The 16,691-nt window shown below is 56.0% G+C and carries 11 protein-coding genes; 9 read left to right on the forward strand and 2 right to left on the reverse strand.

Annotated features, from left to right (window positions below; genetic code table 11):
• Positions 1-152 precede the first annotated feature (152 nt).
• The gene (locus QMZ18_RS15200; protein WP_282607158.1) at positions 153-1,397 is read left to right on the forward strand and encodes a methyl-accepting chemotaxis protein; all 1,245 of its coding nucleotides are present in this window, start codon (positions 153-155) and stop codon (positions 1,395-1,397) included.
• Positions 1,398-2,284: 887 nt separating this feature from the next.
• On the opposite strand, the gene QMZ18_RS15205 is transcribed toward QMZ18_RS15200, so the two are convergent.
• On the reverse strand, positions 2,285-2,917 hold the full coding sequence (locus tag QMZ18_RS15205) for a TetR/AcrR family transcriptional regulator (RefSeq protein WP_282607159.1): 633 nt from the start codon (positions 2,915-2,917) through the stop codon (positions 2,285-2,287).
• A gap of 167 nt (positions 2,918-3,084) precedes the next feature.
• Between QMZ18_RS15205 and QMZ18_RS15210 the strand changes: the two genes are divergently transcribed.
• From QMZ18_RS15210 to QMZ18_RS15220, 3 genes are all read left to right on the forward strand, one after another.
• Positions 3,085-3,960: an enoyl-CoA hydratase/isomerase family protein gene (locus QMZ18_RS15210; RefSeq protein ID WP_282607160.1), complete on the forward strand. Its 876-nt coding sequence runs from the start codon at positions 3,085-3,087 to the stop codon at positions 3,958-3,960.
• A gap of 194 nt (positions 3,961-4,154) precedes the next feature.
• Complete coding sequence (locus QMZ18_RS15215) at positions 4,155-4,772, forward strand: RNA polymerase sigma factor (RefSeq protein ID WP_282607161.1); 618 nt, start codon at positions 4,155-4,157, stop codon at positions 4,770-4,772.
• Positions 4,769-5,095: an anti-sigma factor gene (locus tag QMZ18_RS15220; RefSeq protein WP_282607162.1), complete on the forward strand. Its 327-nt coding sequence runs from the start codon at positions 4,769-4,771 to the stop codon at positions 5,093-5,095. Before QMZ18_RS15215 ends, QMZ18_RS15220 begins: the two co-directional genes overlap by 4 nt.
• A 178-nt stretch (positions 5,096-5,273) precedes the next feature.
• Here QMZ18_RS15220 and QMZ18_RS15225 read toward each other — a convergent pair whose 3' ends face one another.
• Positions 5,274-6,005 (reverse strand): HNH endonuclease, encoded by a 732-nt coding sequence (locus tag QMZ18_RS15225; RefSeq protein ID WP_322097222.1) that lies wholly within the window; start codon positions 6,003-6,005, stop codon positions 5,274-5,276.
• Between the two features lie 562 nt (positions 6,006-6,567).
• On the opposite strand from QMZ18_RS15225, the gene QMZ18_RS15230 reads away from it, so the two are divergent.
• The 5 genes from QMZ18_RS15230 (at position 6,568) to QMZ18_RS15250 (ending at position 16,633) form a co-directional block, all read left to right on the forward strand.
• Positions 6,568-10,857 carry a two-component regulator propeller domain-containing protein gene (locus tag QMZ18_RS15230; RefSeq protein WP_282607163.1) on the forward strand — a complete coding sequence of 1,430 codons (4,290 nt, stop codon included), beginning with the start codon at positions 6,568-6,570 and terminating at the stop codon, positions 10,855-10,857.
• A 459-nt stretch (positions 10,858-11,316) separates the two neighbouring features.
• Positions 11,317-12,279 (forward strand): LysR family transcriptional regulator, encoded by a 963-nt coding sequence (locus QMZ18_RS15235; RefSeq protein WP_282607164.1) that lies wholly within the window; start codon positions 11,317-11,319, stop codon positions 12,277-12,279.
• 105 nt (positions 12,280-12,384) lie between these two features.
• Entirely contained in the window at positions 12,385-14,085 is a 1,701-nt protein-coding gene (locus tag QMZ18_RS15240) for a hypothetical protein (RefSeq protein ID WP_282607165.1), read from the forward strand.
• Positions 14,082-14,816: a DUF3726 domain-containing protein gene (locus tag QMZ18_RS15245; RefSeq protein ID WP_282607166.1), complete on the forward strand. Its 735-nt coding sequence runs from the start codon at positions 14,082-14,084 to the stop codon at positions 14,814-14,816. The genes QMZ18_RS15240 and QMZ18_RS15245 overlap by 4 nt, the downstream gene beginning before the upstream one ends.
• 236 nt (positions 14,817-15,052) lie before the next feature.
• Complete coding sequence (locus tag QMZ18_RS15250) at positions 15,053-16,633, forward strand: alkaline phosphatase (protein WP_282607167.1); 1,581 nt, start codon at positions 15,053-15,055, stop codon at positions 16,631-16,633.
• Positions 16,634-16,691 lie beyond the last annotated feature (58 nt).

Raw genomic sequence — 16,691 nt, forward strand, 5'->3', positions numbered from 1 at the left:
TCGTGGTTAACCCAAATTTTACAGGGATTTATATAAAATTATTCTGATTTTACAAAAAGTATTGATGTCTCCGGCATTGATACTCTCATTGGTAGGTGCGGTTCAGGTCGAGTTAGCGACTGGCTCACGCCAAGCAGGAAGGTTGTCTTACGATGTCCGCATCCAAGGAACAGGAAGCCTCGCAGGTTGAGGTGTCGCCGGTTGCTCGCAGCAACCCGCGTGTGAAACAGGCGCTTGTGGTTGCTGTAACTGTATTTATCACCTTGCTTGGGGTTACGGTTCTGCAGTTTGCCCTGGCGAGCAACGGCGTGATCGACCAGGAACTGGCGTGGGGCATGGAGACGCTGCGTGCCGTGGCTGCTGCGCTCGTCGCACCAGCCATTCTGCACTTCGTCACCGGCCTTAGCCCCGCGGACAGAGAAGAAACCGGCGCCGAGTTGGCCAGCGAGCTTTCGGGCGCGTCTTCCAGTGAAAGCGAAGAATCCACGGAGGCGGAACTAGCAGTAGAGATGCCCCAGGCTCTTGAAGCTCAGACTCTTAGCGTTGGGCAGGGCGATGACGCGCGGCGGCAGCATCTGGAGCAGATCGCCTCTCGCCTGGAGGGTGAAGCGCAGGGCATGGTCGAAGAGGTCATGGGCACCGCAGAATACCTGCATTCTACGATTCATCAGATGTCGTCTGGCGGCGGCGCTGGTGCAAATGGCGAGGCCTTCGCGGCGGCGCAGGAAGCCTCCACCTCGGCAGACACAATTGCAGCCTCTATGGAAGAACTGACCCAGGCGATCCGGGAGATCTCCAGCCAGGTCGCCACCTCTGCCGGCGTGGCGGTCGAAGCGGTGGAGCGTTCCGAAGAGGCCGGCGAACTGGTTCAGACGCTTGAAGACAGCGCTCAGGCCATCGGCGAAATCGTCTCGCTGATCCAGGGCATCGCGGCTCAAACCAATCTTCTTGCGCTGAATGCCACCATCGAGGCGGCGCGTGCCGGCGATGCGGGCAAGGGTTTCGCCGTGGTTGCGAATGAGGTTAAAGGACTGGCGACCCAGACCGCAAAAGCGACCGAAGACATCTCCACCCAGATCGGCGAAATTCAGACGATCACCACGCAGACCGTTGAGAGCATCAGCACGATCAAGTCGGTCATCAACCGGATGAACGAATCCAGCTCGGCCATTTCTGCCGCCATCGAAGAACAAAATGCCACCACGGAGCAGGTTGCGGGCACCGTCGGTCTCGTCGCCCAGGGCACCCGCCGCATCACGGCCAGCCTGGAGTCGACCGGTGGTGGAAGCGGTGGGGGCGGGCAGGAAACCCTAGCCCAGGTCGCTGAGGTGGCCCGGGTTATGGATCAGCTTGCGGCGACATTGAGAGAGAGCGTGTCGGAGATCCGGGCGGCTTAGGGGATACGCATAAATTAAGACCTGCCCCCATGTCTTGCCAAGCAAACGACGGCCTTCGTTGTCGAGATTGTCGAGATGCGTTGCGTGGCCAACGAGGGCGATATCAATCTTGCCAATTTCGTCGACTGGGATCGGTGGCTCCATCACTTTCGTCAACGTGTGACCTGGGCCTTCAATGCGTTTTGTCCCTTGGGGATCAAAACCTGGGTCGGAAATGATCCGGAAGTCTCCAATCTCGATGAGATAAGTCGGACCGCCCAGATAAGTTACACTTGCATTCTTGAGCGAGCCCTCCTGTTAGCCAGCGGCTGCTATAGGCTTAGCCAGCCCGAAAGCAGCCACCAATGCCAGCCCACTTACACTTAAAGCAAGAATTTTCCTTCTGTTTGGTTGGGCTTCATCTGCTTTCGTAGGCAGCATGGATCGAAAGAACATGGTCGTCTCCTTTAATTGCTACGTTTGAGCGTGAGAGAGGGCACCTCTTGCCTCCGACTCTCCTTTGATGCACTCAGAACGAGAGTCGTTACGCTCTGCCGTCACCTCCAGCACAAACTGGGCAAAGGACGAAAATACGTTGAAGGTCAATCAACCCGGAGATCTATGAGTTCGGGTACTATCTTCTCACGCCTACCGAAGAGGGACGCCATCGGCCAAACGGCGTGACGCCAACATTGTATTGAGGATCGGCCATGTTGCCGTCTCGCGGAACCTTCGAAGAGCCGATACAGACCATGCAGCTCGGATGCCTGCGTAGGAGCAGAACTGGCAGTATAGACAACTTTCTGCATACGGAGAGCATGCCTTTGAAAGCGAGTGTGAAAGCCTTAAGCATTCGCAGCGCCTCCAAATTATATCATTTTCTTCGCTTACTGTTTCCAACTGCCAGTTCACGCAATCACCGGAAACAACTGTCGAAGCTCCTTATCTAATCCCAAAGCGCCTGCCTTTTCACCTGCAACAACTTTTGCCAAGGCTGCTTGGAACAAACCATCGAAAAGGGCGTAAAGCGCACTCGATGTTAGTTTTGGAGAACAGTCGCCCAACTCCGCATAACGCTTAACGACTCGCCAGATCATCTGCTCCAAATCACTGTCTATTTTCCTCACATCGTCCCGCAGTGCCGGCTCGAACAATGCTTGGGAGCGAAGATCATACCATAGTCGATGCAAGTGAGATTCTGTCAGCAGTGTTTCGGAGAGCTGCTCTAAGAAACCTTCAAGCAAAGCATCTTGTGTTTCCGCAGTTGATGTCGCCACGTCGTAGCGTTGAACACAAACCGCTTTATACTGCTTGATACACTGGATGATGAGGTCAAGTTTGTCGTCAAAATAGTATCGAAGGACGCCATGCGAGAACTCCGTGTTTTCAGCTATATCGCGCAAAGATGTCCGGGCGTAGCCCAAACTTGACAGCGTAGACAAAGCCGCGTCGGCGAGTTTGGCTCTACGCGCCTCGAACTTGGTGACTTTTGCTTTTGAGCGCTCAGTTACATCCTTTAATCGATTCTTTGCGCCAACCATAAATCACCCCTCCGTGCTCAGTTTGGAAAAGTCAGCTTTGGATTTTTCAAATCTCAAAGTGGTTATAGCTCTTGCCGTTAGGATGGAAAATATTCCAGTCGTATAATAAAAAACTTTACATATGTATATTTTTTTTGGTTAAGAAGAAGCCGTTCCGGAATCGGGCCATGCCCCGTGGCCAATTCAAGGGCTTCTGGCTGCATCCTTTGGGAGCTTCAAAAGTGAGTCAGCTGCATATAACAACTGAAGACGGTATCAAGACCGTTGTCATTGATAATCCTCCGGCCAACATCTGGACGGTGGGCGTCATTGGTGAAATGAACAGCTTCTTCTATTCGCTGAAGCAAGACCGAGAGACCAAGGCTATAGTCTTCAAGTCAGCTAACCCGCTGTTCTTTGTGGCGCATCTTGATCTGAAAACGATCAACGGCACGCCAGAAGGGCAAGAAGGTATCTGCGCGTTCGCCGAAATGATAAACAATGTCAAATCGTTACCGCAATTGTCCATTGCTATCGTGGACGGCATTGCTCGAGGCGGGGGCAATGAATTCGCCATGGCCTGTGACATCACTTATGGCACTGAGAACGCCGTATTCGCTCAGCCCGAGATAGGTGTCAACATTCCCACTGGCGGGCAAGGGGGCGTTCAGTTTGCCCGCCGACTGGGCCGGAAAAAGGCCATGCAGTTTCTGTTGACGGGCGAAGACATACCTGCGCTGAAAGCCGAGGCCTTGAACATCATTACGAAATATGTGCCAAAAATGGAGCTTGATGAATATCTCGAAGAGTTTCTGAATACGCTAAAAGCCAGAGACCTGCGCGATATCGCTATGTACAAGGACATCGTAAACGCATCAATCCGTGACGAAGAGGCGGGCGCTACGATTGAGTTGCGTCATTTTCTTGAGCGTGCAGCCGAAGAAAAAACGCAAACCATCATCACGACGTTCCTGAAGAGCGGTGGTCAGACTGAGCGTGAGGCAACTGATTTCGCTGGCCTGTTTGCGGACACGGCCGCAGAGCTTGCCAATTCTTCAAAATAGAACACCGAGTTGAGATTTATCGAATAACAACCGTGGGCGATAAAAGCGTCGACAGCTTGGAAGCTAACGTTTGCCGTGCGTTCCATGAGTAGCTTCTTTTGCACAGCCGTAGGATTTCAGATTCTCCTGAAAACTGCTCTTCGAGCAAGATTTCACGGGTGCGTTCCTGGGCTGCATGATGATGAGGTTTCCACATGACGATCTGCGACGATCCGGATTTAAGTGCGACGAAGCAAGAACGCGAGCTAGCATCACTGCAAAACAAAGAGCACGGCAGAACGGAACAGTTCGTGCGGCATCATGCGGGATGGATGCTGGCGGTCGCAAACAGAGTGCTTCGGGATCGTAGCCATGCGGAAGACGCGGTGCAGAATGCATTTGCGGCAGTCTTCAAGAATCTGGATAGCTTTAATCAGAAATCGTCACTGAAGACTTGGATGCATCGCATTGTCGTCAATGAGGCGCTGATGCTACTGCGAAAACAAAGCAGCACATGTGAAGATTCGATCGATCCATTTCAATCCATTTTTGATGAAAACGGATGCCGCATAGAAGAAGATTGGACAACATTCAGGACACCAGAAACGATATTGCAACAGGCCCAATCCTCTGCCCAAGTCATAGAATTGATTGGTCGTTTACCTGAAAGTTATCGTGTGATCTTAGTGCTTCGGGACATCGAAGAGCTATCAACAACAGAGGTCGCCGATATGCTTGAGACAAGCGAAGCGAATGTTAGAGTCAAACTTCACCGAGCGAGGTCAGCCCTTAAGAAGCTTCTTGAGCCATTGATCCGCGGAGGAGCGCTATGATGGGACTGAGCAAGAGAACGATCAACCGTATCCACGGAATTCTCTTCAAGCTTCCAATGATGATTACGTGCCGGAGCTTTGAAGATTTTATACTTGCCTATCTGGACGATAAACTTCCTCCAAGGCAGAAGTTCGTGCTCGACACGCACTTGGAATTGTGCCCCGAATGCCGTGACTATCTTAGAGCTTGCCGCATTTCAATAGAACTAGCGAAGACGAGCGCACGGGAGGCAGAGGTGTATTTTCCAATTGAGGTGCCCGAGAAACTTATTCAAGCGGTCCTGGAGGCTCAGAAAGTCCAAGCCACCAGCAATCGCAACTAGCAATGGTCCGAAGGGTTTGATCGTGAGACTGAATTAGGCGCCTTAGTTAGTCCTCTCATCTGTGATTGGGGTCAGGTCTGTAATTGTGCGTGCCTTTAAGATCACCGACGCGCAATCAATGATCCGATCCTGATGGTTACAGACCAGGTCCGCTGTCACCGCAGTTGGTTTTGCGCCGTTAGAGCTTAAAGCTGTTTTCTCGATGCCAAGTCAAGAATTCAGCCCGCGGTCGATCTACCAGGCGTTCAGGTGCCAGGAGTTTCCCTGAAACGTTGATCATCGATTTCACTGCGTCAGGATCGTTGGTTTGTCTGGAAACCAGGATCGCAAGATCATCTGCTATTCCAACCAACCCCCTGTCAAACATCCAGTGAGCCGTGCCGGATAGTGCGATTCCGTTGCTTACGATGTTAGGGCCATCATGTTCGACCGGTCTGATATGTGCTGCCTCAACCTCTGCCCTGCCACCGCCGTTGATCAGCCGTAACCCTGTGATGGCACAGCGTTCGCCATAGGCTCGGAGTACATTTTTCCGGAAGTTTCGGTCACGCACAGCCCGGTTAGTCAATTGCCTGACACGCTCCCTCGCCGAGATGTGCTGAAAGGGTCTCTGCTCCTCCTCGAAACCCTCCGCCGTTCGAGCCGAGTCCATCCGAGGCAGGACATCTTCGTCACGTCCAAGGCCGCGTTCGACTATCCGGGCGAAATCTGCCGGAGAAAGCGGTCGAACCGCCGCCTGAGCCCGTCCTGAGATTTCGCCTTGGTCATTCAAAAGACCTTGCTCGATAACAACACCGGCGTCACGGAACGGCACGGGGTCACCGAAGTCGAGATACGTCCCTGGCTCGATCACCGCCAGGTGCATGTCAACGTTCCTCGGGTCGGAAATGATCTCCTGAACTTTGGCCACTGCGAAGTAGCCCTTGGTGTTTTTGATTTTGCTGGGTTAGAGGTAAACGACCCAGTCACCCTCACAGTCTTGAGCCCGTGACAGATACTGTTTTGGGAATTGATATCGTTCCGACGGCACATCGTCGTATATTGAATCAGTCCTGTGGATGAAGACACCAAACGCCATGCCACGAACCATGACCGAAAATCATTGCGCTGCCAATCCGCGAAGCCTTCGAAAGAGTCGAGTGTTCACTGTTGGGAAGCGGTAACGCGGCGGTCGCTATTGCGCCCAATGACCGCTTCGGGCCCGATGCCGCGCCTCAGCGGAAACTCGGGAATCCTGTCTCGAGAGGTCCGTGCTTCTAGCGTCCGGCAGAACCAGCCGAACAAAATTCCAGGCATTAAAAATGAAGCGATTGACGAAAAGCGGAAAAAACAACATTAGGTCAGCAAAGATATCTGATAGCATTAGTTACAAAGCGACAAAACCGAACGCTTAATTATTGAAGATCTCGAAATGCAGGCCGATCCAGGGTAGAAAAATTCTTTGCCTGTCTTGGAGTTAGCCGGAGCTCGACATGCGAGCGGTCATCAAGTACTTCGAAGAGGGATCGTTGATCCTGAAAGATGGCCCCTCAAAACCATCGAGCCTTCGCCTGAACTGCGGGATCGAGAACCGGGTGATCGAGATTGGCCGGAGGGGCATTGGTCAAATCCACCGCAAATCGAAGACTGCCGGTATCGCCGGGCGGCTTGAACTCTTCTTCGATGCCTTGGGGGGGCTCGGCGAAAAGATCAGAAAAGAGGGTAGTGACCTGGGCCTGAAAAAGAGCAACGGCCATCGCGGCGCCATAGATGAAGGACTCCGGTGCCGGGCATTGGTTTTTGCCTGCCTGATTACTTTCCTGGCCAATCTTTCCATCCAACGAGCAGAAGCGGCGGAATCACCGGAATGGGTCTTGGACACAGGGGCCGTGACGGCCGGCGGATTCGAAGATAGCGACGGTATTCTGTGGTTCGCCACCGCGAACGGTGCTTTACGCTACGATTATCGAGACGCGAAGTATTTCGGCTCCGACGGCTCGGTGTTCTTATCGCGGGTCGGGTCGATCGCTGAGGACCGGGACGGTCGTATCTGGTTTGCCCGCAGCGCTGGCGGCATCGTCATCTATGACAAAGACCGCAACAGCTTCATCTCCCATCGCCACGACCCCGCCGATCCGAACAGCCTGAGTTCCGACACAATGAACTGGGCGCCCGGATTGATCGCGACGCGCTCAGACGGCTCGGTCTGGGTCGGGACCGGCAATGGTCTGAACGTTCTCGACGAGGCTGGGAGCGGCTTCAGGCATTACTTCCATGATCCCACGGATCCGAACTCGCTTTCGGGAAACAACATTTGGGGCCTTCACGTCGATTCGAAAGACCGTCTTTGGGTCGCGACAAGCTCGGGGCTCAGCCGTCTCGATCCCGGCGCGGACAATTTCGTGAACTATCATCATGACCCGAGCGATCCCGCGAGCCTGGCGGCGAACCAGGTCTACAGTGTCGCCGAAGGACGAAACGGCGAGATCTGGCTCGGAACGGAAAACGGTCTTGGACGGTTAGATCCCTCCGGCGACCGCTTCACAAACTTTCGGCATGACCCCGGCGAGCCCAACGGGATATCTAACAGCCAGGTCCTGTCGGTGACGGTGGACAGCCAGGGGCGCGTTTGGCTTGGCCGGATATTTGCCGTGGCGGCGGGCGTCGAGATGTACGATCCCGAGATCGGGAGCTTCGAGGTTGTTCTGCGCAGTCCCGGCGCTATGTCCCCTGATACGACCGAGATGATTCTCTCTGTCTTCGAGGGCGCCGACGGAACGATCTGGCTCCCCTACAACACCGGACCGGTCTATCGCATATTACCGACGCCGTCCATCTGGACGGCCCGCTTCGATGACCCGGGCCCGCCGGAAAGGCACCTGGAACCCGTCCTGGTCGTCAACGAAGACAGCAATGGAGGCATCTGGGTCGGCGGCGTTGGCGGGCTCAAGCGCTACGACCCGCAAACAAGAAGCTACGCGCGCTGGCTGCCGGAGACGGACCTTACCGGTAATCTGGAACCGCCTTTGAAACTCGAAGAGGTCAACACGATTCTGCAGGCCGGCGATAACCGGCTCTGGATCGGCGAGGTCGACTCGGATTTTCTTTTGGTCGATACCGCGTCCCGTTCAATTCTGAAACGCTGGAATTCGCAACAGCTTGCATTTGGCACCTGGGGGGGAGTCTACGATCCTGGCAACCCGGAAATCATCTGGTTCGGCTCGCAAACCAGCGGTCTCGGCCGGGTCGACATCAGGGACGGTTCATACAAATTTTTCAATAGTTCATCCAATGTCGATGCCGGCGTCAAAGCGTCGTTTGTTTCGCAAGTAACCGTTACCAACACAGGAGAATTCTGGCTCTCGACCTGGGGCCAGGGTTTGCTGAAGTTCGATGGCAAGAAGGTCATAGGGGCCTACAATCACGACCCGAACGACCCGGCAACGATTGGTAGCTCCAACGTGTCGGAGGTGGAATACGGCCCGCAAGGCCGGCTCTGGATCGCCACCGTGGAAGGCGGACTGAACGTCTTCGATGAGGCCGCCGGAAAATTCGAACGGATAGGTCCGGAGTCCGGCCTGACGACAAATACGATCTTTGCGATAGAATCCGATGCCGAGGGGTATCTCTGGCTGGCAACGAACGCCGGAGTCTTTCAGTTCGAACCGGAAAGCAGGCGCGTCGTTGCCCGCTATGGCCGGGAAGACGCCTTGCCGAGCGATGTTCTCCTGAGCTGGCCTGGCGGAACCCTGATGACCAGCGGCCAGGATCTCATGTTTGGCACGCTTTCGGGATTGGGTGTCATCTCCCTGCCATCGCTTAAGACATTTGGCGAGCCGCCGCGTGTCGTATTCACCTCCCTAACGCAGGGGGGGAGCAAACTGCCGCTTCAATCCGCCGTCGAACGGGCCGAGAAGTTCGAACTTCACTGGCCCGATACGGATTTCGAGTTTCAAGCATCGGTCATCGGGAGCGCCGGACACACACACCGCGAAATCCGCTATAGGCTCGAAGGCTACGACAAGGATTGGATTGTTGCGGACAGCGAATCTCAGGTCACCTACCGCCGCGTTCCCGGTGGAACATACAGCCTGCTCACACAGGGGCGGGCCGGCCATGGCCCCTGGAGCGACAGCGCCATTCTGGCGGTCACCGTTTATCCACCATTCTGGCAGATGCTCTGGTTCCAAAGCGGTGCGGTAATTCTCATCCTCGGATCTATCCTCGGTTTTGTGTCTTGGCGGCTAAATTTAGCCCGGCGGCTCGTGACCTCTGCCCAGGCTTTGAAGGACAGCGAAGAGCGGCTGCGACTGCTCACGGACGCTGTTCCGATTCTTTTTGCGTACGTAGACAAGAACTACCGCTACCAGTTTAACAACAAGGCTTTCGAAGATTGGTTCAGTCACGGGAGAGAGGACCTTAGAGGCCTGCACGTCAAGGAGGTTCTCGGTGGCTCCGCGTTTGAGGTGTTGCGTGAATACATTGATCGAGCATTAGCCGGGAGTACGGTTATTTTTGAATCGGCTGTGCCATTTAAAGATGGCGGCGAACGCTTCATTCGCGCCACCTACGCGCCGGATTTCGATCAATTTGGATCCGTGCCTGGGTTCTATCTTGTGGTCGAAGACATCACCGATTCGAAAGCGGCCGAGGAACGTCTGCGCCAGGCCCAGAAGATGGAGGCGGTAGGCCAGTTGACCGGCGGCGTGGCTCACGATTTCAACAACCTGCTGGCCATCATCCTGGGGCTTGCCGAACAAATGCAGTCGAATGCGAGCTACAACGAGAAAATGGTCGAGACCATCATCCGCACTTCAGGCCGAGGCGCCGAGCTGACGCATCGTCTGCTCGCCTTTTCACGTCAGCAGCCCCTGGCGACTCGGACACTTGATTTGGCTGCCCTAGTCGAGGGAATGTCGGACCTGCTCACGCGCACTCTCGGTGAGACCATTGCAATCAAGTTCCAGACTGACGCCGGCCTTTGGCCAGCCGCCGCTGACCCGGCCCAGGTTGAAAACGCGCTTCTAAATCTGGCGGTCAATGCGCGCGATGCCATGCCGGGTGGCGGCAAGATAACCATTGAATGCCGTAACACCCACCTTGACGACGCTTATGTGGCGGAAAATGCCGAGGCAGAGGCTGGCGAATACGTGATGCTGGCGGTGACCGATAGTGGGACCGGCATGGACGCGACGGTTCAGGCGCACGCCTTTGAGCCTTTTTTCACTACCAAGGACGTTGGTCAGGGCTCGGGGCTCGGGCTTTCCATGGTCTACGGTTTCGCCAAACAATCGGGCGGTCACGTGAGCCTCTATAGCGAGGCGGGTCAGGGCACGACGGTCAAACTCTATCTACCGCGCGACCAAGCTGTCGAGGCGAAAGCGGTCGAGGATGAAACTGCGGAGATCCCACGCGGCCGTGGCGAGGAAGTGCTGGTGATAGAAGACGATCCGGAGGTGCGCGAGCTCGTGACCAGAACACTGGACGGCCTGGGGTATCGGGTGACAGGTGTGCCCGAGGCTACGGCGGCCAGGGCGGCCCTGGAGAGCGGGCAAGAGTTCGATCTGCTGCTTTCGGACGTCGTGCTCCCCGGCGGCACGAGCGGCCCAGAATTTGCCGAAGAGGTCAGCGCGCGGTTCCCCAGCCTGAAGGTCATATTTATGTCAGGCTATCCGGCCGATGCGGCCAAGCGTAACGGCGTCCTGGGCTCGGGCGATGTGTTGTTAAACAAACCATTCCGAAGGCATCAACTCGCCAAAGCTTTGCGAAAGACGCTTGATTAATGGCTATCTGAAATACCGTTGTTGGCCGAATTCAGCACTTTGCCGAAAACCTCTCATGGTGTGTGGCCGACATAAACGCCTTTCTGAAAGGCCTGAGTAAGGCACAAAGCGACCCTGAGAGGATGCCGGATTAAGAGTCTCGAACCAACAACAGCAACCGTCAACAAAACTCTACGCTTCCCTCAAACAGGTTCCACAACTTGGGCGCATCAAGGGATTCCATCCGCAGAGGAAGAATCCTGAAAACAACGAGGGGCGCATCATTATGAAGAAACCTGAGCCGCGTTCGAGAAACCTAGCCGCCATTCGTTTCTTGGATCTGCGCCGCCACCTCAAGGCGAAGGCTAATGGCAGTGGACGCTGGTTTGATTTGAGTGCATCTCAGGAGAAAGTCGTGTCGTGATGTCGCAGCTGCGTTGCCTGGTTCAAAGTGTGCTTCGCGACTGCTAAGTTGCCGGCATGGATACAAAGATCGCCAGAAACCTTTCATTAAAGCAAATTCGTGCCTTTGTCTGCGTTGCAAAACACGGTTCTTTCAGCCAAGCGGCTCAGGAACTCGCGATCTCACAGCCGGCGCTTACGCTGAGTATCCAGCAGTTCGAAGAGATTGTCGGGGTTGCCCTGCTGCACAGAACGACTCGGTCTGTTTCGCTGACCCGGCAAGGGCGGGAATTTCTGCCAAATGCGGAGAAAATTCTGAACGATATCCAGGCGGCCATTTTCTCGGTGCGTGCCAGCGCAGAGCGGCAGGAAAACAGGATCAAAGTCGCCCTGTTGCCGTCGATCGCCATTCGCATCCTTCCAGAGGCAATGCGATGCTATGCCGAAGTGTCGCCGGAAACCTCCATTCACATGCAGGATGATAATGGACGTGGGATAGAGACGCAGATCCTGAACGGCACGGCCGACTTTGGCATTTCAAACAAATGGTCGGGGACTGATGATCTCGACTACACACCGTTCATGCGCGACCGTTTGGGCCTGATCTGTCGGGGTGATCATCCACTGGCTCACCGACAGGGCCGCTTGAACTGGTCGAGTCTTCATGACCTCCCATTCGTTGGGATGGCAGCCGACACTGGGATCAGCCGCCTTACCGGGAACGCTGCCGGATTGCCGCTGTCCGTTACTGAACCAGCTTACAGGGTTCTGACAATTGCGGCGCTTGTCGGCATTGTGGAACACGGCGAAGCCGTCTCTGCTCTTCCTGCGTTGGCTGCGCCGGATTATTTGAATCCGTCACTTGTGTTCCGTGAACTGTCCGAACCGCTGATTTACCGGGATCTCTATCTTATTACGGTCAAAAACCGAGGTGTATCGAAGGCAACTGCGGGATTCATGCAGTTCCTGTGCGCGCAGTCTCACAGAATTTGCGCGATGTTCCCGAATGATACGGTTGAGTGCACAGCCAAGACAGATTGATTTATTTATTTTTTTTATAAATTCTTCGAATCTTCAAATTTTACTTATGACGCGACATTCCTCTAACTGCGGGTGTGCCAACCACCTTCAGGAGGAGATGTCCAGATGCTCCCGGCAATAGCAGAAAAAATGCGCCCCGAGGCAGAGGTTATGGACCTTGCCCGGCTGGGATCGTTGCATTCTTCGACACTCAGCTTTATGCGCACGCTGGTACGGCGCATCATGAAAGAAGAATGGAAAATCGAACGACGGCTTTTTGACCTGGACGAAAACGGTTACGGAACTGCGATTTACCAGATCGAAACCCCCAACGACACTTTCAGCTTTGTACTGTTTTCCAATCATCTGTCCGATGAGAATCGTAATGACCGGGTGATCGCCACGAGCTGGGATTTGACGATGGCGCTTTGCGAAGGCGTCGTGGACGACATCTGGCTTGAGGAACTGCGCCGCAACGTGCCGAAACAGGAAGCGGGCCGGGTTGATGCACGGGTTTTCAGCCTGTCACGTGCCAACCGCAGTTCGCGCCTGTTCAGCTATGTCCTGGATGAACTTTGCGCCGGTCGTCAACCCGACGTCGATAAGATCGCCGACGTTGGATACCTCTATCGCACCACGGCCGTTTACGGCAGCGGCAAGCTTGGGATGGCCGATTGGAACAAAGTGCGGAGCAAATTTACAGATTTCAAACGCCCCTTCGCGCCGGAAATGTTCATCTGCTATCTGCTGCGCCAGTTCAGCCTGGATCAGGTTGACCACATCGCAAAATCCCGCGCGCCCGGCAGCGCCGTCGCTCTGGATGACCGGTTGAAACGTTTCTTCGGTATCGGCAACTCCACCGGTCTCGGCATGGCGCCTTACCTGGTTAATCACGGCGAGCTATTCAGCCAGTGGGTGGAAATGCGCGAAACCGCTCTTGCACAGGTCCTGCACAAGGTCACACCGACGGACTGGCGCATTGAACTTTTCCATGATCTGGTGCAGCGCGCGATCCGGCATTTTGGTGAGACGAAAACCAGCGATGACGAGCAGATCGAACGCAACCGCATTCTGATCGCTGAGCTGGCTGAAGTCGATGGCTGGGTCCGGGAGCAGGACGGCAAGCTCGAAACCTGGTCGGTTCTGTCGGATCATGCCAAGGGGACATGGAGCCTGGAAACCCAAGAACTGATTCATGCGATCTGCATGGAAATTCACCCCGAACTGGTCAACGATCTTGAAGATAGCTGCACGGTCGTCCCCAACCCCGTGGTTGATCCAGCAATGACCACAAGCCAATTGCGCCAAGTGATAGAACTTCGCTACGACTGGGCTCTTGAGATCGACTTTTCCGATCCGACCACCTGTGACGCTTTCTGGTATCGATCCGAGGAAAAGCTTGAGCCCCGGCTTGGGTTTGTCGGCGCCGACCCCGGTATCGAAAAACAGATGCCGCTGCCGATCGGGCGCCGCGTCCGCGAGTGCTATGACTTGCTGATCGAGGATCTGGCCGAGCACGCCGACAGCGATGTCGTGCATTTTCTCCTGCGCCGCCCGTCGTTGAAAAGCATCGTGCGCCGCATTCAGACCATGTCGCGGCACAAATACGCGGAAATCCGTGCAAACCTTGCCGACCGCAATGTCCGTCCGATGGATTTGCTGCGGTGCAAGCTCGCGTTTTTCGGTGTCAGCAAGTTCGATCCCCGCTCCAAGCTCTGGGTGCGGAACACCATGTATCAGGGCGCCCCCCTGATCGATGATATCGGCCAGACCTATGACAGCTGGTTCCTGCCACTGAAGCCCGAAATGAAGGAGGCCCTGATATGAGAGTTTCCCGTAATGAAATGAACGCGGCGCTGTCCCGGGCATACGAGGGCGCCGGTCACCACATCGGCGACTATGAAGACGCAGCCCAACTGGTCACCTGGTCACAGATGTGTGGTCTTGGCGGATTTGACCGCATCGCGATGCCGCCGGCCGGTCCGAAAGGTGGCGCAACGCCGCGCCTTGTTTTTGAAAACGGCGGAATGGCGGTTATCGACGCGGGCGGGGCCGATGTCTGTGAACACGGTTCACTGACGTCGGATCTGGCCCATACGAAAGCATTGAGCTCAGGTTTTGCGATCGTGCAACTGGCCAATTGCCGATACCCCGGTTTGATCCTGCGCAGCCTCTCTCTGGTCGCGCAGCAAGGCGTCTTCATTGCTGCCTATTGGCAGGATGCCGCGGGCGCACATGGCGCAAGTTTTGAGAGTGGAGCAACGTTTCCAAACTACTGGCATGTGGAAAATCTGAACGCCGCCAAGGGAGTATCGACCATCACCATCATCTGCACCGATCAACCTGCCCTTCTTGCCGATGCCGTGGCACGTCAGGCCGAACAGCCGAACGTCCAGCGCTTTGAGATTTCGGCGGCGCAGCTTGCAGCCAACTATATGCAGTCATTGGAGTCGGGGATAACGGTCCCGGCAGCTCACTGGGATGCACTGAACGCTGCCGCCTGGCCAATTCTGGTGCCCTCGGATGCGCTTTCGCGCGCAGGTGCAGGCCCGGGCTGAACCTCCGCGTTCGATTTTGCCGCCAGCGGTAGTGAAAAATTGCCGGCAAATGATTGCAACACAGCATTGGTCATTTCGGGCTCAATCACGGCAACAGTCTGATACTCAAAAGGCTCTGGAACAGCGAACGACTTGTAAGTTTCACGCTTCCTTCAAACAAGGTTCACAGCTTGGGCGCATCAATGGCGCCCACCCGCAGAGCAAGAGCCCTGAAAACAATGAGGGAGCGCATCGTTATGACGAAACCCAAGCCGCATTCGAGAAACCTGAGCCGTCGTTCGGTCCTGGTCGGGGGCACAGCCGCCGCCGGCCTGCTGGCCGCCAAGAGCTTTCCGGCGCCGGCCATCGCACAGTCGAAACGGCCGTTTTTCACCCACGGCATCCAGAGCGGCGACATCTCATCGGACGGCGCGGTCGTCTGGGCGCGGGCGGATAAGCCTGCGCGGCTGATGGTCGAGGTCTCGACCACCGAGTCCTTCAAGAACGGGCAGATGCTGCGCGGCCCGGCGGCGCTGGCGAACGGCGACTTCACCGCCAAGATGGAGCTGCAGGGACTGCCCGCGGGTCAGGATGTTTTCTACCGGATGCACCTGCAGGACCTGGACAACGTGAACAGCAAGAGCGAGCCTGTGACCGGCCGTCTGCGCACTTCGCCGGCGGCCAAGCGTGACATCAGCTTCGTCTGGTCGGGCGACACCGCCGGGCAGGGCTGGGGCATCAACGAGGACTGGGGTGGCATGCGCGGGTACGAGACCATGCGCCGGAACAACCCGGACTTCTTCATCCATTCCGGCGACACCGTCTATGCCGACGGCCCGATCCAGGCCGAAAAGGCGCTGCCGGACGGCGGCATCTGGAAGAACCTGGTGACCGAGGAAAAGTCGAAGGTCGCCGAGACCCTGGCGGAGTTCCGGGGGAACTATAAGTACAATCTGCTCGACGAGAACGTCCGAGCGTTCAATGCGGAAGTTCCCATGCTGGCCCAGTGGGACGACCACGAGGTGGTCAACAACTGGTACCCGGGCGAGATGCTGATCTCCGATGACCGCTACAAGGTCAAGAGCGCGTCGCTGCTGTTCGCGCGCGGCGCCCGGGCCTTCCACGAATACATGCCGCTGCGGACCAGGCCGAACGAGCCGGAACGGATTTACCGCAAGATCAGCTACGGCCCTTCGCTGGATATCTTCTTCCTCGACCTGCGCAGCTACCGCGGGCCGAACGGCGCCAACAATCAGGCCGAGGCGTCACCTGAGACCGCCTTTATGGGTGCGCAGCAATTGCGCTGGCTGAAGCGCGAACTGCTGGCCTCCAACGCGACCTGGAAGGTAATTGCCAGCGACATGCCGCTGGGCCTGATCGTCTATGACAACTGGAAGGAAAAGAACAGTTTCGAGAACGGCGCCAACGGGGACGGTCCGGTCCTGGGCCGCGAGCATGACATTGCCGAGACCCTGCGTTTCATCAAGCACAGCGGCGTCGAAAACACGGTCTGGCTGACCGCCGACGTGCACTACACGGCCGCACACTACTACGACCCCAACAAGGCGCAGTTCCAGGACTTCGCGCCCTTCTGGGAATTCGTCTCCGGCCCGATCCACGCCGGCTCCTTCGGTCCGGGCGAGATGGACAACACCTTCGGTCCCGAGGTGAAGTTTACGAAAAACCCGGGCGGTAAGGCGAACCTGCCGCCGAGCGAAAAACTGCAGTTCTTCGGCCGCGTAGACATCGACGGCGAAAGCGAAGAGATGAAGGTCACCCTGAAGGACATCGACGACCAGGATCTCTACAGCGTGACCCTGGAACCAAAGCGGAGCTGATCTCTAGCTGCGACCCTAGTACCTCCATCAAATTCAGCGGAGGGCTCGGTTTAGCCCT

Source organism: Pelagibius sp. Alg239-R121, from assembly GCF_947331435.1.
In the GTDB taxonomy this organism is placed as follows: Bacteria; Pseudomonadota; Alphaproteobacteria; order Kiloniellales; family Kiloniellaceae; genus Denitrobaculum.